Origin of the sequence: Nocardiopsis changdeensis, assembly GCF_018316655.1 — a bacterium.
Taxonomy (GTDB): domain Bacteria; phylum Actinomycetota; class Actinomycetes; order Streptosporangiales; family Streptosporangiaceae; genus Nocardiopsis; species Nocardiopsis changdeensis.
In genome coordinates, this window is sequence record NZ_CP074133.1 from 6,140,114 (window position 1) to 6,161,016 (window position 20,903).

Consider the following 20,903-nt stretch of genomic DNA (forward strand, 5'->3'; position numbering starts at 1 on the left):
GGCGCGTGAACCCCGGGCGAACACGATGACGGGCCGGGGTCTCGACCCCGGCCCGTGCCCCCGTCGTCCCAGGTGGGACCAGTGTGGAACTAGTTGCGCGTGACCAGCGCACGCGCCAGGAACAGCACGTTCGCGGGGCGCTCGGCCAGGCGGCGCATGTAGTAGCCGTACCACTCGGTGCCGTAGGGGACGTAGACGCGCATGCGCTTGCCCTCGGCGGCGAGGCGGACCTGCTCCTCCTCGCGGATGCCGTACAGCATCTGGTACTCGTAGTCGTCCGCGCCGCGGCCGTTGGCGGCGGCCAGCTCCCCGGCGATGGCGATCATCCGCGGGTCGTGCGAGGCGACCATCGGGTAGCCCTCGCCCTCCATCAGGATGCGCAGGGCCCGCACGTAGGCCTTGTCGACCTCGTGCTTGTCGCGGAAGGCCACCGACTCGGGCTCGTCGTAGGCGCCCTTGCACAGGCGCACCCGGGAGCCCGCACCGCTCAGGTCGCGGCAGTCGGCCTCGGTGCGGCGCAGGTAGGCCTGGAGCACCGCGCCCACGAACGGGAAGTCCTCGCGCAGCTCGCGCAGGATGCCCAGGGTGGAGTCGGTGGTGGTGTGGTCCTCCATGTCCAGGGTGACCGTGGTGCCGATGGCCTTGGCCGCCTCGGCGATGCGCCGGGCGTTCTCCAGGGCGATCTTCTCGCCGTCGCGGTCCAGGAACTGGCCGACGGCGGACAGCTTGACCGACACCTCGGCGCGGTCGCCCAGCCCGGCCTCGCCCAGGGCCGCCAGCAGGTCCTCGTAGGCCAGGACGGTGCCCTCGGCCTGGGTGCGGTCCTTGGTGTCCTCGCCGAGGAAGTCCAGCGTGACGAGGCGGTCGCCGGCCAGGCGCTCGACCGCGGGCAGTGCGGTGCCCAGGTCCTCGCCGGCGACGAACCGGTGGACCATGGCACGGGTGACGGGAGTGCGCTCGACGATCCGGCGGCAGGCGGTGGACCTGGCGGCGAGCAGCAGAGGCTTGCGGAGCATGGTGACCTCGAAGGAGACGAGCGCGGACGGTCGTGTCGCGCGCGGGTGGGGCGCGGCCGGGGGTCGGCCCGGCCGCGCCAGCTGGTGCTTCGGGGGGCGGGGAGTCCGCACCCCTCAGGACGGGAGGGGTGCGGAACCCGGGTGCTACCCCTGGTGGGGGTAGGAGGAGGTCGTCGGGGCGACGAACGTCTCCTTGATGGAGCGCGGGCTGGACCAGCGCGACAGGTTCTGCGCGGACCCGGCCTTGTCGTTGGTGCCCGAGGCGCGGCCGCCGCCGAAGGGCTGCTGGCCCACGATGGAGCCGGTCGGCCGGTCGTTGATGTAGAAGTTGCCCGCGGTGAAGCGCAGGGCCTCCTCGGCCTCGGCGACCGCGGTGCGGTCGTTGGCGATGACCGCGCCGGTCAGCGCGTAGGCCGAGCCCTCGTCGACGACCTTGAGGATCTCGCTGTAGCGGTCGTCCTCGTAGACGTGGACGGCGACGACCGGGCCGAAGTACTCGGTGCGGAACACGTCGTTGGACGGGTCCGTGCCCACGATGATGGTCGGGCGCACGAAGTAGCCCACCGAGTCGTCGGCGGTGCCGCCCGCGACGATCTCCAGGGTCGGGTCGGACTCGGCGTCCTCCAGGACCTTGGCCAGCTTGTCGAAGGAGCGGCGGTCGATGACGGCGCCCATGAAGTTCGACAGGTCGGTGACGTCGCCCATGGTCAGGGCCTCGGTCTCGGCGATGAGGGCGTCGCCCATCTTCTCCCAGACCGAGCGGGCCACGAACACGCGCGAGGCGGCCGAGCACTTCTGGCCCTGGTACTCGAAGGCGCCGCGCACGATGGCGGTGCGCAGGATCTCCGGGTCCGCGGTGTGGTGGGCGACGATGAAGTCCTTGCCGCCGGTCTCGCCCACGATGCGCGGGTAGGAGCGGTAGGAGGAGATGTTCTCGCCGACGGTCTTCCACAGGTGCTGGAAGGTGCGGGTGGAGCCGGTGAAGTGCACACCGGCCAGCTCCGGGTCGTTGAGGGCGACGTCGGAGACGGCCAGGCCGTCACCGGTGACCATGTTGATGACGCCCGGGGGCATCCCGGCCTCCTCCAGCAGGCGCATGGTCAGCTCGGCGGCGAACTGCTGCGTCGGGGAGGGCTTCCACACGACCACGTTGCCCATCAGGGCGGGGGCGGTGGGCAGGTTGCCCGCGATGGCGGTGAAGTTGAACGGGGTGATCGCGTAGACGAACCCCTCCAGCGGCCGCTGCTCCATGCGGTTCCACACGCCCTTGACGCTCAGCGGCTGCTGGGCGATCAGCTCGCGGGCGTAGGCGACGTTGAAGCGCCAGAAGTCGATGAGCTCGCAGGCCGCGTCGATCTCCGCCTGCTGGGCCGTCTTGGACTGGCCGAGCATGGTGGCGGCGTTGATGGTGGCGCGCCAGGGGCCGGAGAGCAGCTCGGCGGCGCGCAGCAGGATGGCGGCGCGGTCGTCGAAGGACATCGCGCGCCAGGCCGGGGCGGCGGCCTTGGCGGCGGCGATGGCGTCGCGGGCGTCCTGGTGGGTGGCGTTGCGCATGGTGCCCAGCACGGCGGCGTGGTTGTGCGGCTGCACGACATCGATCGGCTCGCCGCCGCCCATGCGGCTCTCGCCGCCGATGCGCATCGGCAGGTCGATGCGCTCCTTGCCGAGCCTCTCGAGCTCGGCGACGAGCTCCGTGCGCTCGGCGCTGCCGGGCGCGTACGAGAGAACGGGCTCGTTCACCGGCAGCGGGACGTTGGTCACGGCGTCCATGGGGCACCTCCCTGGAAGTCTTATCCCTGAACAGAGCAGGGGCTGTCTCATCCAACGCTCCCAGAACAGGACCGTGCGAACCTTGTGGAGCGGGCCACTCTTTGCCCGACCTGTTTGTCCTCTAGGACAAAATGAAACCCGAAGGTCCACCACCGTCCCGTTTCGCGGCGTTCTTCCCACCGTTCGCCGCATGCCATCGGAGGCTCCCGTGACTTCTGACGTTCCCGCTGGTCACGACCGAGAGGCGACGGATCCGCGCCCGGGCGTCCCGTTGCGCCGCCTGCTGCTCGCCCTGGGCGACCCGGTCCTGGACGTGGCCGCGGCCCCGGAGGGGCTGGATGTCCAAGTGGACAACGTCCTCATCCTGGACCCCGAGGACCGGACCGAGGTGCGCGGCGGCGACCTGGTCCTGCTCATCGGGGCCCGCGGCGGCTCGGCCCGGCGGCTGGTGCGGCGGATCGCCGAACAGGGGGCGAGCGCGGTCGCGGTCAAGACCGGGGCCCCGCCCGAGGGGAGCCCGGTCCGCCGCCCCCGGGTGGGCGGCGACGACCTGGCCCCGCTGCGCGCGGAGGCCCAGGAGGCGGGCATCGCGCTGCTGGCGGTGCGGCCGGAGGTGCGCTGGGACCGGTTCCAGGCCGTGTGCCAGAGCATTGTCGACGACGCCCGGCTGCTGGAGGACGGCGACACCGGCGAGGCCGACGGCGACCTGTTCTCGATGGCCCAGACCATCGCCCGGCTGACCGGCGGACTGGTGAGCATCGAGGACTCGGCGAGCCGGGTGCTGGCCTACTCCAGCGGCGCCGAGGTGGACGAGCTGCGGCGGCTGTCGGTGCTGGGGCGGCGCGGCCCGGAGTCGTACCTGGCGCTGCTGCGCGAGTGGGGGGTGTTCGCCCGGCTGCGCGCGGGCGAGGAGGTGGTGCGCATCGACGAGCACCCGGATCTGGGCATCCGACGGCGGCTGGCGGTGGGCATCCACGCCGGCGACCGGCCGCTGGGCGCGATCTGGGTGCAGGAGGGCTCTCGCCCCCTGTCCGAGCACGCCGAGGAGGCGCTGCTGGGCGCCGCCCGCACCGCCGCGCTGCAGATGATCCGCCAGCGCACCCGGGCCAGCGCCGGGCTGCGGCTGCGCGAGGACCTGCTGTCCAGCCTCCTGGAGGGGCGGATCGACGCGGCGGCCCTGGCGGACACGGTGGAGGTGCACAGCCGCCGGGCCGCTCTGGTGGCGGCGTTCGCCCCGGTGGGCGAGGAGGGCCAGGAGCGGGCCGACCGCCCCGAGCGGGAGCTGCGCCGCCGCCGGTTCCTCGACCTGGTGTCGGTGCACACCGCCGCCTACCGGCGCAGCGCCCTGGTGACCGAGCTGAACGGGCGGGTCTACGCGCTGCTGCCCGACCTGACCCGGGACGGCGACGGGGTGGAGCGCACGGTGGTGACGCTGTGCGGCCGGATCGTGGAGGCGGCGCGGTCGGCCCTGGGCCTGCGGGTGCGGGCGGCGGTGGGCTCGCCGGTGCGGCGGCTGGCCGACGCCCCCGGTTCGCGGGCGGAGGCCGACCGGGTGCTGGAGGCGATGCGCGGCGACGCCGACCGGGAGGTCGCGTCCATCGAGGACGTGCGCTCGCGGGTGCTCGTCCGGGAGACGCTGGCGCTGCTGCGCGAGGAGCCCTCGCTGCGGGACCCGCGGGTGTCGCGGCTGGTGGAGTACGACCGGGGCGGCGGCGCGGAGCTGGTGCGCTCGCTGTCGGCCTACCTGGAGGCGTTCGGGGACGCCAGGGCGGCGGCGGAGCGGCTGCACATCCACCCGAACACCCTGCGGTACCGGGTGCGCCGGGCGGCGGAGGTCAGCGGGATCGACCTGTCCGACCCCGGGGAGCGGCTGTTCACGCAGCTGCAACTGCTGATGGAGCAGGAACGGCCCGCGCCGTGAGGCGCCGGGCCCGCGAGTACCCCCGGTCGGACTCGAACCGACACTTGTGACCCTTTTAGGGGGCCTGCCTCTACCATTGGGCTACGAGGGCGAGCCCATCATACCGGCCGGGCCGATCGCGCGATTTGCCGCGGACTGGCCGGAACGGGACACGCGAAGAGGCCGCCCCCCGGGGGGAACGGCCTCGGTCCGGTCCTCGTCCGCGCTAGCTCACCCGGCGCAGGTGGCCGCCCTCGATCACCTGCGGGTTGCTGGCCTCCTCGAAGGCCTGGCGGGGCTCGATCATGTCGGGCAGCGCGGCGAAGTCGCGGCGCAGGAAGAACCCGAGGGTCCAGTCCGACAGCACCCGGAACTTGCGGTTGAAGGTCGGGACCGCGAACAGGTGGTAGGCGCGGTGCGCGTACCAGGCCAGGCGGCCGTTGAGCCCGATCCTCCCGAACAGCTGGGCGGCGCCCTTGTGCATGCCCAGCCCGGCCACCGCGCCGAGGTTCTTGTGGCGGTAGGCCTTGGGCTTCTCGCCGCGCAGGGTGGCGATGACGTTGTCGGCCAGCACCGGGGCCTGGCGCACCGCGTTCTGGGCGTTGGGCGGGTAGTAGCCGCCGTTGCCGTCGGGCACCTGGGCGTTGTCACCGCCGGCGAACACGTTCTCGGCGCCGTTGACGATGAGGTACTCGCTGGTGTCGACGTGGCCCTTGGGGCCCAGCGGCAGGTCGCTGGCCGAGACCACCGGGCTGGGCTTGACGCCCGCGGTCCACACCAGGGTGCCTGCGTCGAACTCGGCGCCGTCGCTGAGCTTGATGCGCTGGTCGACGGCCGACTCCAGGAACGTCTTGAGCCGGACGTCGATGCCGCGGCGGCGCAGCTGGTTGAGGGCCTTGGTCCCGACCTCGGGGCCGACCTCGGGCAGGATCTTGTCGGCGGCCTCGATGAGGTAGAACCGCACGTCCGACTGCTCGATCGAGGGGTGGATGCGGACCGCGTCGCGGACCATGTCCTCCAGCTCGGCGATGGCCTCGGCGCCGGCGAACCCGCCGCCGACGAAGACGAAGGTCAGCGCCTTGCGGCGGACGTCCTCGTCGTCGGTGGAGTCGGCGATGGCCAGCTGGTCGAGCACGTGGTTGCGCAGGTAGGCGGCCTCTTCGACCGTCTTGATGCCGATGCCCCACTCGGCCAGGCCGGGGATGGGCAGGGTGCGCGAGACGGCGCCGGCGGCCATCACCAGGTAGTCGTAGGAGATGGTCTCGGGCTCGCCTACGTTGGGCTCGTAGCGGACGGTGCGGTCGGCGTTGTCGATGCGCACGACCCGGCCGCCCAGGACGCGGACCCGCTTGAAGACCTTGCGCAGCGGAACGACCACGTTGCGGGGGGCGATGCTCCCGGCCGCGGCCTCGGGCAGGAACGGCTGGTACGTCATGTACGAGTTGGGGTCGATGACGGTGATCCGCGCTTCACCGGCACCGAGCTTCTTCTCCAGCCGCTTCGCGGTGTACATCCCGAGGTAACCGCCACCGACGATGAGGATGTGCGGGATCTCCGCCTCGTCCCCTCCGCCGTGCACCAGCCGGTAGTTCCTGCTCTCGGTCATCGCATATCCGCCCTAACGGTTTCTTCGGCCTCCCCCGTTGCCCCGGGGGTGGAGGCTCCCACTCGTGTTGCGAGTCGTGGCTGTTACGGGAGCCCGACCTTTTTGTCGCTGCTTGTGCATTCTTTCACAAGCACCTACCCACAGAGAAGGTTCACACCTGACCACCTTCCCACCACTTTCCACCCGACCCGGATTGCGTTTCCGCAGCTCAGAGCGGTTGTGAAAGCGTTCACAAGGGTCCTGCGGGGTGACACGTCTCACCCGGAGGTCCCTTGCCCGGACCCCGAAAGACCCTGGTGAACCCTAGAACACGAGGTTCCGGCCCCGCGCACTCGGGTCCGCCGGACACCGGCGGACCCGTCCTCCCGCCCCGCCGGCGCGCGCGGGGCGCCGAAGGCGCCCAGCACGGCCGGAGGGGGCGGAGGTTCAGAGGAGCACGGCCTAGACGACCAGGCTCCAGGCCACGCCGTCCAGGATGTCGTGCTCGCTGGCCGTGAACGCGTCCGCCCCCGTGCGGGCCAGGACCCGGGACAGCACCAGCGCGCCCGCGCCGATCACGTCGACCCGGCCCGGGTGCATGACGCCGATCTCCGACCGCTGCACCGACGTGGACGCCAGCAGGCTCCCGGTGATCCGGTCCAGCTCCTCCGCGGACACGCGCGTGTGGTGGATCCGCTCGGAGTCGTACTCGGGCAGGTCCAGCGCGATCCCGGCGACCGTCGTCGCGGTGCCCGCGACGCACACCACCGTGCCCGCCTCGCGCAGCGGGACGACCCGCTCGACCTCGTCCAGCGCGGCGTCGATGTCGGCGGTCGCCGCCGCGATCTCCTCCGCGGTGGGCGGGTCGCTGCGCAGGTGCCGCTCGGTCATCCGCACGCAGCCGATGTTGACCGACAGCGCGGCCCGCACCAGCTCGTCCTCGTCCCCGGCCCCGCCGCCCAGGACGAACTCGGTGGAGCCGCCGCCGATGTCCACCACCAGGAACGGCGGCTTGAGGTCGGGGTGGCCGTCCTCCGCGGCCTCCGCGGCGAACTCGGCGGTGGCGCCCACGAAGGACAGCTCCGCCTCGTCCAGGCCGGTGACCACCTCCGGCTCCACGCCCAGGATCTCGCGCACGCCGTCGATGAACACCTGGCGGTTGCGCGCGTCCCGGGTGGCGCTGGTGGCGACCATCCGGACCGCCTCCGGGCCCAGCTCGATGCCGTGCGCGGCGATGGCCTCGGCGTAGCCGCGCAGCGCCTCGAAGGTGCGCTCCAGGGCCTGGGGGGCGAACTCCCCCGTCTCGTCGACGCCCTCGCCCAGCCGCACGATCTCCATGCGCCGGTCGACGTCAACGACCTGGACCTCGTCGCCGTCGATGTGGACGACGTCCGCGATCAGCAGCCTGACCGAGTTCGTCCCGCAGTCGATCGCCGCGACACCGCTCATGACCCGTTCCCTTCCGCGCCCTCGGGGGCGTTCTCGTCGACGCACACACAGGGGCCCCGGTCCCACCAGTGCGGGAGCTCCTCCAGAGCCTGGGCCCCGAACGGGTTGACCCCCGGCTCGGCCAGCTCGTGGGCGACCAGCGCGTGCAGGCACTTGACCCGGGTGGGCATGCCGCCGGTGCTCTGCATCCCCTCCGGCAGCGGCTCCACGCCGTCGCGGCGCGCCTGCTCGGCGCGCTCGGCGATGTAGGACTCGTGCGCCTCGGTGTAGGCCGCGCGCAGGTCCGGGTCCTCTGCCAGGCGGTCCTGCATCTCGCGCATCCGGCCGGAGTTCTCCAGCCGGCCGATCGCGGACGCGGCGCGCGGGCACGTCAGGTAGTACAAGGTCGGGAAGGGGGTCCCGTCCTCCAGCCGCGGCGCGGTGCGCACCACGTCCGGCAGGCCGCACGGGCAGCGGTGCGCGACCCCGCGCACGCCGCGCGGGGCGCGGCCCAGCTGGAGTTCGATGGCGGCGACGTCACGCGCGTCGACGGGGTCCCCGGTACGCCCGGATGCGGGCTGATCTGCGGAAGTCATGACCGGTCCAGGATAGGGCCCCCGGGGCGTCCGCGCCCCGCCAGGGGCCGGGCCGGAGGGCCGCCGGTCAGGGCGCGCCGCCCGCGGCGGGGTCGTCGGCCTCGCGCACCGAGCGCCACAGCGCGGTGAACCACGGCTCGCCGGGACCCGCCTCGGCGCCGGGCTCGTCCTCGTCCTCGGGGCGCACCACGATGTAGGCGGTCTCGCCCGGGTACTGGTAGTGCAGGCGCAGCCGGGCCTCGCGCTCGACGTACTCGTCGGTGCTCAGGGCCTCCTCGCGGGTGCGCAGCTCGCGCACGCTCGCCTCCATGCGCGCCCGCTCCTCCTGGAGCTGGGCGATCTGGGCGCGCTGGGCCACGTACTCGCGCAGCGGGTAGGCCAGGCTGAGCGCGATCACGCACACGACCAGGGCCAGGATCGCGGCCCGGCTGGTGAGCATGGGCCGCACGGTCCGGGCCGGGGAGGGCGCCGGTCGCGACGCCCTCCCCTGCTGCTTCTTCTGCTTCTTCCGGTCCGGTGCCCTCGTGTCCCGCCGGGCGGCACGGCCGCGCGGCCTGTCGGCTTTGGTCGCCTTACGGGCCTTTGCGGGCGGCTGCTGCGATTCGCGGGACACTGGGGCAGACTAGCCGCGCCGGGCGAAGCGCGGGAAGGCCGACACGCCCGCGTAGACGGCGGCGTCCTCCAGCAGTTCCTCGATGCGCAGCAGCTGGTTGTACTTGGCGACCCGCTCGCTGCGCGCCGGGGCGCCGGTCTTGATCTGCCCGGCGTTGGTGGCCACCGCGATGTCGGCGATGGTGGTGTCCTCGGTCTCGCCGGAGCGGTGGCTGATCATCGCCGTGTAGCCGCTGCGCTGGGCGAGGGCGACCGCGTCCAGCGCCTCGGTGAGGGTGCCGATCTGGTTGACCTTGACCAGCAGCGAGTTGGCGGTGCCGCTCTCGATGCCGCGGGACAGCCGCTCGGGGTTGGTGACGAAGAGGTCGTCGCCGACCAGCTGGACCTTGTCGCCGAGGGAGTCGGTGAGGGCCTTCCAGCCCTCCCAGTCCTCCTCGTCGAGCGGGTCCTCGATGGAGACCAGGGGGTAGGCCTCGACCAGCTCGGCGTAGTAGGCGGACATCTCCGCGGAGGTGCGCGGCTTGCCCTCGAAGGTGTAGACGCCGTCGGAGAACAGCTCCGAGGCGGCCACGTCCAGGGCCAGCGCGATGTCGGTGCCCGGGGTGTACCCGGCCTTCTCGATGGCCTCGACGATGAGGTCCAGGGCGGCGCGGTTGCTGTCCAGGTTGGGGGCGAAGCCGCCCTCGTCGCCGACGCCGGTGCCCAGGCCGTGGCCCTTGAGCACGGACTTCAGGGCCTGGTAGACCTCGGCACCCCAGCGGACCGCCTCGGAGAAGGTGGACGCGCCGATGGGGGCGACCATGAACTCCTGGATGTCGACGTTGCTGTCGGCGTGGGCGCCGCCGTTGAGGATGTTCATCATCGGCACGGGCAGCACGTGCGCGTTGGGGCCGCCGAGGTAGCGGAACAGCGGCAGCTCCGCCTCCAGGGCGGCGGCATGCGCCGTGGCCAGGGAGGCGCCGAGGATGGCGTTGGCGCCCAGCCGGGACTTGTCGGGGGTGCCGTCGAGCTCGATGAGCGCGCGGTCGATCAGCCGCTGGTCGTCGGGCTCGAACCCGTGCAGCTCGTTGGCGATCTCGTCGTTGACGGCCGCGACGGCCTTGCTCACGCCCTTGCCGCCGTAGCGGTCGCCGCCGTCGCGCAGCTCGACCGCCTCGAACTTGCCGGTGGAGGCACCGCTGGGCACGCCGGCGCGCCCGATGATGCCGTTGTCGAGCCCGACCTCGACCTCGACGGTGGGGTTGCCGCGGGAGTCAAGGATCTCTCGCGCCTGAACTGCCTCGATGGACGCCACGGTCTCTCCGTCTCTTCGGTGTTTCTGTGGACCACTGTTCCAGGACCCGCACACGAGACTAGCGACCCGCCCCGGGTGTGAGCGCGCGCACCCTGTGAAATTGGTCTAGTCCATGCCGTCCGTTCGCGGTCCCGTACCCTCCATCAGCGCGGCCGCCGCGATGGCCACGGCCCGGTCGCGGCACCGGGCCGCCTCCTCGGGGTCCAGGTACACGGCGAGGTCCTGGAGGCCGCCCAGGGCGATGACGGCGCCCATCCTGGCGGGCATCCCGGCGTCCTCCCCCACGAGCGCGGCGTCCAGGCGGCGCCGCCAGCCCATGACGTCCTCGACCAGCCCGATCCGGCTGAGGGAGGCCAGGTCGTTGAGCAGCGCGGTCAGCAGGGTGCCGTGGCGCACACAGATGTCGAAGTAGACGCCGAGGACCTCCTCGGGGGCGTCGCGGGCGAGCCCGTCCACACCCTCCAGGAACCCCTCCATGTCCCGCCGCAGGGGCTCGACGAGGGCCCGGAGCAGGTCCTCCTTGGACCGGAAGTGGTAGTAGAGCGCGGCCTTGGTGATGTCCAGGCGTTCGGCGATCTCGCGCAGGCTCGTCTTCTCGTAGCCCTGCCTGCCGAAGAGGTCGAGGGCGACCCCCTGGATCTCCGCCCTGGTGTCACCGTGCGTTCTGGGCACAGACCTCACTCCTGTTCCTGCCGCCGACCGTCCCCACGAGTCTAACCCTGACCTTCCGACCGGTAAGTTACTTGACGACCGGTAAGTAGCTCTCTACCGTGAACGGGGACGGCACTCCCGCCGAGGGACCCCGAGGAGGACCCCCATGCCCGCCGTGAACGACGTCCTGATCTCCGGAGCCGGCGTCGCCGGACCCGCCCTCGCCCACTGGCTGCACCACCACGGCATCCGCGCGACCGTGGTCGAACGCGCCCCGGGCCTCCGGTCCGGCGGCTACGCCATCGACCTGCGCGGCGTCGCCGTCGACGTGGCGGAGCGCATGGGCGCGCTCGCCGAGATCCGCCGCAACGTCACCGAGATGGACGGGGCGGCGTTCGTGGACGCGCGGGGCCGCCGGTCCGCCCGGTTCTCCTCGGCCGACGCGGTGGACGACGGCCGGTCCCTGGAGATCCTCCGAGGCGACCTGGTGCGCATCCTGCACGCGCCCACCACCGCGCACACCGAGTACCTGTACGACGACACCCTCACCGCCCTGGAGCAGGACGGCGACCGGGTGCGGGCGACCTTCCTCAACGCCGCACCGCGCACCTTCGACCTGGTCGTGGGCGCCGACGGGCTGCACTCCGCCACCCGGCGGCTCGCGTTCGGCCCCGAGGAGCGGTACGCCCGGTTCCTGGGCGCCTACATCAGCATCTTCACGATCCCCGACCACCTGGGCCTGGACCGGGAGGCGCGGCTCTTCAACGTCCCCGGCAAGGCCGCCGGGATGTACCACACGCCCCGCGCCGAGGGCGCCAAGGCCATCTTCCTCCTCCGCTCCCCCGAGTCCTCCGGCATCGACCGCCGGCCGCCCGCCGAGCAGAAGGCGTACCTGCGGGCGGAGTTCGCGGGCCTGGGCTGGGAGAACGACCGGATCCTGGACGCCATGGAGGAAACCGGGGACTTCTACTTCGACTCGGTGACCCGGATCCACATGGACACCTGGTCGGCCGGCCGGGTGGCCCTGCTGGGCGACGCCGGGTACTGCCCCTCCCCCATGTCCGGGCAGGGCACCAGCCTGGCCCTGGTCGGGGCGTACGTGCTCGCCGCGGAGCTGGCCCGGCACGGCGGCGCGGCCGGCGCCCTGGCCGCCTACGAGGCGCGGATGCGGCCCTACGTGGACGCCAACCAGGCCATCGCCGACGCGGGCCTGGGCATCCTCGCCCCGCGCACCCGGCGGGGGATCCTGCTGCGCGACACGGTGCTGCGGGCCGGGGGGCCGCTGCTCTCCCTGCTGGGCCGGTTCGACAGGCGGCTGTCCAACGCCGCCGAGGCCCTGGACCTGGACGCCCCCGCCCCGGACCCGGCCCGGCCCTGACCCGGGCAGACCGCAGGGGCCTCACGGATCGGGGGCTCGGGGTGGATGGGCCCCGGACCGGAGCTGCCGGGACGGACGGGCCCACACGGCTCAGGACGCTTGGGGCGGATGGGCCGCACGGGCCCGGGGCGCGGGACGATCGGGCCGGGACTGATGGGCCCACAGGGGTCGGGGGGCGGGGCCGGAGCGGCCCGAGGCTGAGCGCCCGGGGACGGGCGGGGCGGACCGGTCAGGCGGTGGCGGCCCAGTAGGCGCGCCACTCCTCCCCGGACAGCTCCCGCGGGTCGCGGCCGTCCGCGCGGGCGGCCGCCTCGGCCGCCCGCACCCGCGCGTCGAAGCGGCGGGCCGCCGAGCGCAGGTCGGTCTCGGCGTCGCGGCCGCGGCCGCGTTCGTCGGCCACCGCGGCGAACAGCCCGCCGCCCTCGCCGCCGTCGTCGCCCACCAGGTCCGCGGGGAACCCGTTGCGCACCGCGCGCCCCTGCACCTCGGCCGCCAGCATCACCGCGGGCTGGGCGAAGGGCACCCCGTCCAGGATGGAGACGTCCGCACCGCCCGCGGCCTCGGCCTTGGCGGCCCGCTCGGCGGCCTTGATGGCCTCCCAGTTCGACCACACCTCGTCGGTGCCCGACACCTCCGCCCCGCCGAACACGTGCGGGTGGCGGCGGGTCATCTTGTCGATGATCGCGTCGGCGACGTCGTCCACCGTGAACCGCGCCGGGTCGCCCTCGGGCCGCTCGGCCGCGATCGCCGCGTGGAACACCACCTGGAGCAGCACGTCGCCCAGCTCCTCGCGCAGCAGCGCGAAGTCGCCCTCCTCGATCGTCTCCAGGGTCTCGTACGCCTCCTGGATGAGGTACTTGGCCAGCGACCCGTGGGTCTGGTCCCGGTCCCACGGGCACTCGGCGCGCAGGGTCCGCATCACCTCCACCAGGCGCAGCAGGCGGTGCCCGGCGGGCTGGGGCTCGGTCATATCGGGTCCTCGTCCATCGTCGAAGGGGGGCCGGCCCCGGGCGCGGGGGCCGGCCGCGGGCGAAGGGGTCAGTGGTCCTGCTCGGGCAGCCAGCCGCCCGCGCGCAGCGCGGCCAGCACCGCCGCCACCGAGTCGGCCGGGTCCGCGTCCACGGTGTCCACCACCAGGTCCGCGTCCACGGGCTCCTCGTAGGGGTCGGAGATCCCGGTGAACGCGGGGATCTCCCCCGCCCGCGCCTTGGCGTACAGGCCCTTGCGGTCGCGGGCCTCGCACACCTCCAGCGGCGTCGCCACGTGCACCAGGAAGAAGTCGCCGCCCGCCTCCTGCGCCATGGCCCGCACCTCGGCGCGGCCCCGGGCGTAGGGGGCGATCGGCGCGCACACCGCCACCCCGCCGTGGCGGCCGATCTCCGCCGCCACGTAGCCGATCCGGCGGATGTTCAGCTCCCGGTCCTGTGTCGAGAAGGTCAGCCCGTGCGAGAGCATGCGCCGCACCACGTCGCCGTCGAGCAGCGTCACCGTGCGGCCCGCCCGGCGGATGCCGTCGCACACGCCCCGTGCGATGGTCGACTTGCCCGACCCCGACAGCCCCGTGAAGAACACCGTCAGCCCGCGCCGGGTGCGCGCCGGGCGCAGCCGCGCCAGCTCCGCGGCCACCCGCGCCGGGGTGAACCACACCGGCAGCTCGCGGCCGTGCGCCAGCTCCGCCTCCACCTCGGCGTCGGACGGCTCCCGGCGGGCCCGGGCCGGGTCCACCCGGGTCAGCGGCTCCCACAGGCCCTCGTCGGCGTCGTAGAGCCACGGCTCGGGGTCCAGCAGCGTCACCGGCGGGCGTCGGGCCATGACGCGGTCCACGTCCGGACCGTCCCGCCCCGCCTCGACCACCAGGTGGGTAGCGCCGTACGCGGCGGCCACGTGCGCCGCCAGCAGCGCGTCCCGGTCCCCCCACGGGCCGCCGAACGGCCCGCTCGCCCGGGCCTCCGCGCGCGGCAGCGTGCACACCGCGAACGAGGTGTGCGGCGGCAGCAGCGGCCGGGCGGCCAGCACCGCGGCCGTCATGCCCTCGTCCTCCAGACCGGTGTCGACCAGGACCAGCACCTCGGCGCGGTCCGCCTCCACCCCCGGGGCCTGGGCCAGGGCCTCCGCCTGGGCGCGGATCTGGTGCAGGGCCCGGTGGTGCAGCGGCCGGTCGGTGACCACCGCCAGCAGCGGCCGCTCCACCCGGCCCTCCAGGTCGCGGCGGGCGCGCACCTCCGCCGGGGTGGCCCGCAGCTCGCGCAGCACCCCGTACGTGGGCGGCCGCAGCAGCGACACCTCCCCCGCCAGGCGGTACTCCCCCGCCCCGTCCTTCCAGCGCTCGGCGACCGCCAGCTCCGCCAGCGGGGCGCCCTCCGGGTCGGTGAGGACCACCGTGCCGCCCTCGACGGTGAAATCCGCCGGGACGGGAAGGATGACCGGAACCGGCCACGCGCGCCCATCGGGCAGCCTGCCCGCGCGCTCCACCGACTCCGCCTGCTCACGTGTCATGAATCCCGGCAGCGGGTACGCCCCGCTCAGTATCAGTTCCAGATGCGCGAGCGCGTCCGGGCCGGGGGCGAGGACCGGGGCGTCCGGCCGCCCGGAGGCCCCCTCCGACGTGCTCCCGTGCCTGTCGACACTCACCACGCGACTTCCTCTCCGACGGTCCGACCGGGGTTCACCGAAATCGCCACTAGCGTATGCCGGACGGGGCGCGCGCCGCCGCGCCGCACCGCACCGGCGGCCCCCAGGCCCCACGAGGGGCGGAATACGCGCAGGTCACGAAAGGTTCCCATGAAGGCACCGCCCGCCGTGCGGCCCGTCCCCGACCGGGACACCGCGACGGCTCCCGTCCGGACCCGGCCCGCGTGCGGGCCGCGGACTCGATAGTCTGAACAGACCCGGGCGGCGCCCGCAGCCGTGCCGCCGCCCCTCACCGTGCAGGCCGCGACCTTCCGCCTGAACCGGAACTCTTCTTCTTTCTTTGGTGCTATGAGCCTCACTGGACTTCTCGCCGACGTCTCACGGGACCCGGCACTGCACAGCGCGATCGAGACCGCCCGCGGCGGCCGCGATCCCCACCTCGACCTCGTCGCACCCGCGGCACTGCGCCCCTTCATGGTCGGCGCGCTGGCGGCCGACGCGCCCCTGGGCGCCGGCCGCCCCGTCCTGGCCGTCACCGCCACCGAGCGGGAGGCCGCCGACCTGGCCGACGCGCTGGGTTCGCTGCTGCCCGAGAACTCCGTCGCGCTGTTCCCCGCGTGGGAGACACTGCCGCACGAGCGGCTGTCCCCGCGCTCGGACACCGTCGGCCGGCGCCTGGCCGTGCTGCGCAGACTCGCCCACCCCGACCCCTCCGACCCGCTGACCACACCGCTGCGGGTCGTCGTCGCGCCCGTGCGCAGTGTGCTCCAGCCCCTGGTCGCCGGACTGGGCGACCTCGAACCCGTCCGGGTCCGCCAGGGCGACGAGGTGTCCCTGGAGGACGTCGTGCGCTCCCTGGCCGACACCGGGTACTCCCGGGTCGACCTGGTGGAGAAGCGCGGCGACATGGCCGTGCGCGGCGGCATCCTCGACGTGTTCCCGCCCACCGAGGAGCACCCGCTGCGCCTGGAGTTCTGGGGCGACAGCGTCGAGGACATCCGCTACTTCCAGGTCGCCGACCAGCGGTCCATCGCGGCCGGCGAGGGCGGCGACCACGGCGACGCCGCCTCCGGGCTGTTCGCCCCGCCCTGCCGGGAGCTGCTGCTCACCGACACCGTCCGGGAGCGCGCCCGCGCCCTGGCCGCCGAGCACCCGGCGCTGGCCGAGGTCCTCACCAAGCTCGCCGACGGCGTCGCCGTCGAGGGCATGGAGGCCTTCGCCCCCGTGCTCGCCGAGCGCATGGAACCGCTCCTGGAGCTGCTCCCCGAGGGCGCCATGGTGGTGGGCTGCGACCCCGAGCGCATCCGCACCCGCGCCATCGAACTGGAGGCCACCAGCGCCGAGTTCCTCGAGGCGTCCTGGATCAACGCCGCCTCCGGCGGCGAGTCGCCCATCGACCTGGGCGCCTCCGCGTACATGTCCATCGCCGACCTGCGCTCCCTGGCCTCCCGGCTGGGAACGCCCTGGTGGGGGCTGACCCCGTTCAGCTCCGGCGAGGCCGGCACCCGCGAGGAGGACGACGCCGTGGTGGTGGGCGCGGTGCCCGCCGACTCCTACCGCGGCGACACCGAGCGCGCCCTGGCCGACATCAAGGGCTGGCTGCACGACAACTGGAGCGTCGTGCTGGTCACCCAGGGGCACGGCCCCGCCGAGCGGCTCGTGGCGATGCTGCGCGACGCCGGGCTCGGCGCCGACCTGGTCCAGGACCTCGCCGGGCCGCCCGCCCCGGCCGTGGCCACCGTGACGACCGGGCTGGTCGACCACGGGTTCCTGCTGCGCACGGTGCGCACCGTCGTGCTCACCGAGACCGACCTGGCCGGGCAGAAGTCCTCCACCCGCGACATGCGGCGCATGCCCAGCCGCCGCAAGGGCACCGTCGACCCGCTCCAGCTCAAGCCCGGCGACTACGTCGTCCACGAGCAGCACGGCGTGGGCCGGTACCTGGAGATGGTCAGCCGCCAGATCCAGGGCGCCACCCGCGAGTACCTGCTCATCGAGTACGCGCCGTCCAAGCGCGGCCAGCCCGGCGACCGGTTGTTCGTCCCCACCGACCAGCTCGGCGAGGTCACCCGGTACGTCGGCGGCGACGCGCCCGCGCTGTCCAAGATGGGCGGCGCCGAGTGGAGCAAGGCCAAGAGCCGCGCCCGCAAGGTGGTCCGGGAGATCGCGGGCGACCTCATCCGGCTGTACTCGGCCCGCCAGGCCTCGCCCGGGCACGCGTTCGGCCCCGACACGCCCTGGCAGCGGGAGCTGGAGGACGCGTTCCCCTACGTGGAGACGCCCGACCAGCTCGCCGCCATCGAGGAGGTCAAGAAGGACATGGGGCGATCCGTCCCCATGGACCGGCTGATCTGCGGCGACGTCGGCTACGGCAAGACCGAGGTGGCGGTGCGGGCCGCGTTCAAGGCGGTGCAGGACGGCAAGCAGGTGGCACTGCTGGTGCCCACCACCCTGCTGGTGCAGCAGCACCTGTCCACGTTCACCGAGCGGTACGCGTCCTTCCCCGTCACCGTCAAGCCGATGTCGCGGTTCCAGACCGACGCCGAGGTGGAGCTGACCCGGGAGGGCCTGCGCTCCGGCGAGGTCGACGTGGTCATCGGCACCCACCGGCTGCTGTCCTCCGAGACCAGGTTCAAGGACCTGGGCCTGGTCATCATCGACGAGGAGCAGCGGTTCGGCGTCGAGCACAAGGAGGCCCTCAAGCGGCTGCGCACCCAGGTGGACGTGCTCGCCATGTCGGCGACGCCGATCCCGCGCACCCTGGAGATGGGCCTGACCGGCATCCGGGAGATGACCACCATCCTCACCCCGCCGGAGGAGCGCCACCCGGTGCTGACCTTCGTCGGACCGTACGAGGACAAGCAGATCACCGCGGCGATCCGCCGGGAGCTGATGCGCGAGGGCCAGGTGTTCTTCGTGCACAACCGGGTCGCGTCCATCGACAGGGTCGCCGCCGAGATCAAGCGGCTGGTGCCCGAGGCGCGGGTCGCCTACGCCCACGGCCAGATGAACGAGCAGCAGCTCGAGAAGGTCATGGTGGACTTCTGGGAGAAGAACTTCGACGTGCTGGTCTCCACGACCATCGTCGAGTCCGGCCTGGACGTCCCCAACGCCAACACGCTGATCGTGGACCGCGCCGACACCTACGGCCTGTCCCAGCTGCACCAGCTGCGCGGCCGGGTCGGCCGCGGCCGCGAGCGGGCGTACGCGTACTTCCTGTACCCGCCGGAGAAGCCGCTCACCGAGACCGCCTACGAGCGGCTGGCCACCGTCGCCCAGCACACCGAGACCGGTGCGGGCATGTACGTGGCGATGAAGGACCTGGAGATCCGCGGCGCGGGCAACATCCTGGGCGCGGAGCAGTCGGGCACCATCGCCGGGGTCGGCTTCGACCTGTACGTGCGCATGGTCGGCGAGGCCGTCGCCGAGCTCAAGGGCGACCAGAGCGCCGCCGAGGAGACCGAGACCCGCGTCGAGCTGCCGGTCAACGCGCACATCCCGCACGACTACGTGCCGGGCGAGCGGCTGCGGCTCCAGGCGTACAAGCGGATCGCGGGCATCACCTGCGAGGACGACGTGCTCGCCGCCTACGAGGAGCTCACCGACCGGTACGGCGCCCCGCCCCGGCCGGTGGACAACCTCATGGCGGTGGCCCGGTTCCGGGTCCTGGCCCGCGCGGCGGGGCTCCAGGACGTGGTGCTCCAAGGCAACCAGATCCGGTTCACCCCGGTGGAGCTGCGGGAGTCGCAGGAGCTGCGGCTGCGGCGGATGTACCCCAAGTCGCTGCTCAAGGAGGCCACCCGCACCCTGCTGGTGCCGGTCCCCAAGGCGGGCGGCATGGGTGGCAAGCCGCTGCGCGACCTGGAGCTGCTGGCCTGGTGCACGGAGCTGGTCAACGCCATCTTCGAGCCGGACAAGCGCAAGCCCCCGGTCGCCAAGGACTGACCCTCGGCGAGGGAGAGACGAACCGCCCCCGGCGGCCCGAGGAAGGGCTGCCGGGGGCGGCCCCGTGTGTCATCCGATCTCCCACAGGTGCACGGTGCCGTCCGCGTGGCCGGTGGCGAACGTCGCGCCGTCGGGGCTGAACGCCACCGTCGTCATCCTCGACGGTTCGCCCTGCGGCCGCAGCGGGGGCGCGGCGGCCTCCTCCCACGTGCCGGTGTCCCAGAACCGCACGGTGCCCTCGTGGTCCCCGGCGGCGAGCATGGCGCCGTCCGCGCTGAACGCCACGGTCATCGCGCACTCCTGCCCCGATAGCGCAGCGGTCTCCTCCCAGGAGCCCGTGTCCCACAGGTGGATGGAGCCGCTGCACGCGGCGAGCGTGGCACCGTCCGGGCTGAACACCACCGATTGGAACGAAGCCTCGTTCGCGGCGAGGACGGCGACCTCGCCGCCGGTGCCGGTGTCCCACAACCGCACGGCACCCCCGTCGCTGTCCTCGAACACCCCGGCCGTGTGCTCCGCGGTGGCGGTGGCGAGCAGGTCGCCGTCGGGACTGAACGCCACCGAGGTCATGTAGTCGGTGGGTCCGTCTATCAGAGCCGTCTCCTCCCCGGTGCCGGTGTCCCACAGCCAGACATGGCCGACGGCGTCGGAAACGGCGAGTGCCGTGCCGTCCCGGCTGAGCGCCACCGAGGTGACCCACTCGTCGTCGAGGAAGCCGGCGGTCTCCTCCCAGGTACCGGTGTCCCACAGCCGGACCGAACTCTGGCCGGTGGCGAGCGTGTCACCGGCGGAGTCGAACGCCACCCCCGGGGTGCCCATGCCCATCGAAAAGTCCTCGTCGACCAGGAGGGCGGTCTCCTCCCAGGTACCGGTGTCCCACAGCCGCACGGAGAACTTGGTATCGCTCGTGACGAGCGTGGTGCCGTCCGGGCTGAACACCAGCGAGTTCACCTCGTCCTCGTGCCCGACGAGGGTGGTGACGGGTTCGGGGGCTTCGGAGACGGTTTCCGGTTCTTCGGAGCCGCGTTCGCCCCGGAGGACGACGACACCGGCGGTCACGGCGACGGTGACCGCAACCAGGGCGGCGGCGACGGTCAACGCTCTCCTCCACCGCGGCCCCGCGGGGGGCGCCGCGCGCGGGGAGAGGTCGTCCGGCATGACCGCGGTGGCCTCGGTGGCCGCGACCAGGGTCGGGGCCGGGGGACGTGTGGGCGCCTCGGGGTCGTCGACCGCTCGGGCGGTGCCGGACGGGGAATCTGTGGCGCGGGGAGCGAGGGCGCCGAAGCGGGCGAGGATCGCCTCGGGGGTAGGCCGCCGGTCCGGGTCGTGGTTCCAGCAGTCGGCGATCAGGGCGCGGGTGCTCGGATCGATGTCGCCCGGGTCGGGGGGAGGGCCGATGAGGCGGCGGATCGTCGCGGCCATGGAATCCGCGTTGAAGGGGTTGATCCCGGTGGCGGCGTAGGCGAGGACGCTGCCGAGGGAGAACACGTCCGAGGCCGGACCGACGTGGGAGTTCTCGGTCTGTTCGGGCGACATGTAGGGCAGGGTTCCGAACACGGCCTCGCGGGTGGTCAGGCTCTCGGCGTCCAACGGCCGGGCGATGCCGAAGTCGATGATGCGGGGCCCGTCGCCGCTGAGGACCACGTTCCCGGGCTTGAGGTCGCGGTGGACCAGTCCGCAGTCGTGCACCGCCCTGAGCCCCTCGGCCAGCCCGACGATCAGCGTGTGCAGGTCGGGCGGCGTAACGGGTCCCTGGTCGCGGACCCTCTGGTGCAGCGTGGGGCCGGGGATGTAGGCGGTGGCGATCCACGGGGGTTCGGACTCGAGGTCGGCGTCCACAACCTGGGCGGTGTGGAACCCGCCTACCCGGCGCGCGGCGTCGACCTCACGCGCGAAGCGGGTGCGGAAGTCCCGGTCCTGGACCAGGCCGGGCCGGATGACCTTGACGGCGACCTGGCGGCCGGACGCGGTACGGGCGAGGTAGACCTGGCCCATCCCGCCTTCGCCCAGCCGAGCGACCAGTCGGTAGCCGCCGATGCGCCTGGGGTCGGAAGGCTCCAGAGGCCGCACCTGTAGTCCCCTTCCACGGCGCTCGAA

The 20,903-nt window shown here is 73.3% G+C and carries 14 protein-coding genes and 1 tRNA gene; 3 read left to right on the forward strand and 12 right to left on the reverse strand.

Annotated elements, in window-relative coordinates; genetic code table 11:
- Positions 1–89 precede the first annotated feature (89 nt).
- On the reverse strand, positions 90–1,016 hold the full coding sequence (locus KGD84_RS27595; RefSeq protein ID WP_220563262.1) for a proline dehydrogenase family protein: 927 nt from the start codon (positions 1,014–1,016) through the stop codon (positions 90–92).
- Positions 1,017–1,160: 144 nt separating this feature from the next.
- Positions 1,161–2,786, reverse strand: coding sequence for an L-glutamate gamma-semialdehyde dehydrogenase (pruA, locus tag KGD84_RS27600; RefSeq protein WP_220563263.1), 1,626 nt, complete (start codon positions 2,784–2,786; stop codon positions 1,161–1,163).
- A gap of 190 nt (positions 2,787–2,976) precedes the next feature.
- On the opposite strand from pruA, the gene KGD84_RS27605 reads away from it, so the two are divergent.
- Complete coding sequence (locus tag KGD84_RS27605; protein WP_220563264.1) at positions 2,977–4,707, forward strand: helix-turn-helix domain-containing protein; 1,731 nt, start codon at positions 2,977–2,979, stop codon at positions 4,705–4,707.
- Between the two features lie 17 nt (positions 4,708–4,724).
- On the opposite strand, the gene KGD84_RS27610 is transcribed toward KGD84_RS27605, so the two are convergent.
- The 7 genes from KGD84_RS27610 to KGD84_RS27640 form a co-directional block, all read right to left on the reverse strand.
- Positions 4,725–4,798 (reverse strand) — tRNA-Leu (locus tag KGD84_RS27610).
- A 114-nt stretch (positions 4,799–4,912) separates the two neighbouring features.
- Positions 4,913–6,292: an NAD(P)/FAD-dependent oxidoreductase gene (locus KGD84_RS27615; protein WP_220563265.1), complete on the reverse strand. Its 1,380-nt coding sequence runs from the start codon at positions 6,290–6,292 to the stop codon at positions 4,913–4,915.
- Positions 6,293–6,733: 441 nt separating this feature from the next.
- A complete protein-coding gene (locus KGD84_RS27620) occupies positions 6,734–7,720 on the reverse strand; it encodes a Ppx/GppA phosphatase family protein (RefSeq protein WP_220563266.1) in 987 nt (328 codons plus the stop codon).
- Positions 7,717–8,295, reverse strand: coding sequence for a DUF501 domain-containing protein (locus KGD84_RS27625; protein ID WP_220563267.1), 579 nt, complete (start codon positions 8,293–8,295; stop codon positions 7,717–7,719). The genes KGD84_RS27620 and KGD84_RS27625 overlap by 4 nt, the downstream gene beginning before the upstream one ends.
- Before the next feature lie 67 nt (positions 8,296–8,362).
- Positions 8,363–8,734, reverse strand: a complete 372-nt coding sequence (locus tag KGD84_RS27630) for an FtsB family cell division protein (RefSeq protein ID WP_220563268.1) — start codon at positions 8,732–8,734, stop codon at positions 8,363–8,365.
- A 183-nt stretch (positions 8,735–8,917) separates the two neighbouring features.
- Positions 8,918–10,201, reverse strand: coding sequence for a phosphopyruvate hydratase (eno, locus tag KGD84_RS27635; RefSeq protein ID WP_220563269.1), 1,284 nt, complete (start codon positions 10,199–10,201; stop codon positions 8,918–8,920).
- A 105-nt stretch (positions 10,202–10,306) separates the two neighbouring features.
- Positions 10,307–10,873: a TetR/AcrR family transcriptional regulator gene (locus KGD84_RS27640; protein WP_220563270.1), complete on the reverse strand. Its 567-nt coding sequence runs from the start codon at positions 10,871–10,873 to the stop codon at positions 10,307–10,309.
- Positions 10,874–11,018: 145 nt separating this feature from the next.
- Here KGD84_RS27640 and KGD84_RS27645 point away from each other — a divergent pair, with 145 nt between their 5' ends.
- On the forward strand, positions 11,019–12,230 hold the full coding sequence (locus tag KGD84_RS27645; protein ID WP_220563271.1) for an FAD-dependent monooxygenase: 1,212 nt from the start codon (positions 11,019–11,021) through the stop codon (positions 12,228–12,230).
- A 229-nt stretch (positions 12,231–12,459) separates the two neighbouring features.
- On the opposite strand, the gene KGD84_RS27650 is transcribed toward KGD84_RS27645, so the two are convergent.
- Positions 12,460–13,200: a nucleoside triphosphate pyrophosphohydrolase gene (locus KGD84_RS27650; protein WP_220563272.1), complete on the reverse strand. Its 741-nt coding sequence runs from the start codon at positions 13,198–13,200 to the stop codon at positions 12,460–12,462.
- A gap of 68 nt (positions 13,201–13,268) precedes the next feature.
- Positions 13,269–14,864: an adenylyl-sulfate kinase gene (cysC, locus tag KGD84_RS27655; protein ID WP_220563273.1), complete on the reverse strand. Its 1,596-nt coding sequence runs from the start codon at positions 14,862–14,864 to the stop codon at positions 13,269–13,271.
- 345 nt (positions 14,865–15,209) lie between these two features.
- Here cysC and mfd point away from each other — a divergent pair, with 345 nt between their 5' ends.
- Complete coding sequence (gene mfd / locus KGD84_RS27660) at positions 15,210–18,806, forward strand: transcription-repair coupling factor (RefSeq protein ID WP_220563274.1); 3,597 nt, start codon at positions 15,210–15,212, stop codon at positions 18,804–18,806.
- Positions 18,807–18,875: 69 nt separating this feature from the next.
- On the opposite strand, the gene KGD84_RS27665 is transcribed toward mfd, so the two are convergent.
- Positions 18,876–20,876, reverse strand: coding sequence for a WD40 repeat domain-containing serine/threonine protein kinase (locus KGD84_RS27665; protein WP_220563275.1), 2,001 nt, complete (start codon positions 20,874–20,876; stop codon positions 18,876–18,878).
- Positions 20,877–20,903 lie beyond the last annotated feature (27 nt).